We start from the raw sequence: 1,467 nt of genomic DNA, 5'->3' as shown, positions 1-1,467 counted from the left end.
TGGCTACAGCTATAACCCTCTTCTGTCACTTTCCGGGTATTCTGAATAAAAGAATAAAAAAAGAAAACCCTGAAAGGTAAGTGGGGCAATGGATGTAGAGTTACAAATTCTGAAACATTTAGCAAGAGATGCTCACCCAACAGTTGCCATCATAGATGAATATTGTGCAGAGTATAAAGACCTGTTTAAGGAAGTAAGAAATTATGAGTGCTTCAAATATTTACACATGGGGATAATATCAACTATAAAACGAAAATCATTACCAGAGATAGCAAAGGTAGTGAGCATAAACTCAGCCCAGTCATTACATCATTTTCTAGCTAATTCAGATTGGTCAGTAGATGAATTAAAACAACGAAGATTAAATAAAGTCAAGCAAGCATTGAATGGTCAGGCGATTACAGTAGTAATAGATGAAACTGGAGATAGAAAAAAAGGTAAAAAGACTGATTATGTAGCTAGACAATATTTAGGAAGCGTAGGAAAAGTAGATAATGGAATAGTTTCAGTTAACGCCTATGGAGTTTACGCTAACATAACTTTTCCATTAATATTCAAAGTATTTAAACCAAAAGGAACACTCTTCGAGTCAGATAAATATAAAACTAAAATAGAGTTAGCATCAGAGATAATTACAGAGTTAATGGAATCAGGCTTCAATATTGAGTTAGTATTGGCTGATAGTTTATATGGTGAAAGTAGCCAATTTATTAGAAAAATAGCTGAATATAACTTAGGTTATGTGGTATCGATTAGAAGTAATCATGGAGTCTGGTTGCCTTCAGAGCAAAGTGTTAGGGCGAATAAGTGGTGTAAATTCTCCAGAACATTTAGCAATCAAAAATCAGAGACTAGATATATCCGAGAAATAATTTATGGTAAAAAAAGAGCCATAACTTACTGGGAAATAACTACTGACCCAGAAACCTTACCAGAAAATTCTACCTCCTTCGTGATGACGAATCTTCAAGGGAATTTGAAGAAGATTTTAGGCGACTTATATGGATTAAGAACCTGGGTAGAATATGGTTTTCGGCAGTGCAAACAGGAATTGGGGTGGACAGATTACCGTTTCACTAATTTCCAACATATTGAGAGATGGTGGGAGATTATTTTTAGTGTTTATACGATGATTAGTTTAAATTCTCCAGTCTTCTTAGGCTTGAATCAATCTCATCAACTTGAGACTGAAGCACAAGAAAATAATGATGTTGATTTTTCTAATCATCCGCAATGGAATCATGAATCTGGATGGAAGAATACTTTAAATAATCTGCGTCTTATTATCCAACCACTTTTACTATTTTGGTTAATTTATCCCTGGTTAAGTATTTTCCCTAGTTCAGATTTGTTACTAGGATTCAATCATTTAATTGCCGCAATGAATCAATTTAAACCCTGTTATGCTTCTGGATGATTTAGCTTCTTTACTACTTGCTTAGTCCGGAAAGTGACAGAAGAGGGATA

Annotated in this window: 1 protein-coding gene; it reads left to right on the top strand. The window is 34.3% G+C overall.

The window, feature by feature from the left end; translation table 11 throughout:
• Nucleotides 1-88: 88 nt before the first annotated feature.
• Nucleotides 89-1,417 carry an IS701 family transposase gene (locus IQ244_RS32165; RefSeq protein WP_193900707.1) on the top strand — a complete coding sequence of 443 codons (1,329 nt, stop codon included), beginning with the start codon at nucleotides 89-91 and terminating at the stop codon, nucleotides 1,415-1,417.
• Nucleotides 1,418-1,467: the final 50 nt, after the last annotated feature.

This window comes from Nostoc sp. LEGE 06077 (assembly GCF_015207705.1).
In the GTDB taxonomy this organism is placed as follows: Bacteria; Cyanobacteriota; Cyanobacteriia; order Cyanobacteriales; family Nostocaceae; genus Nostoc_B.
The sequence above is the reverse complement of the archived record's forward strand: the minus strand, read 5'-3'. Positions and strand labels throughout refer to the sequence as shown.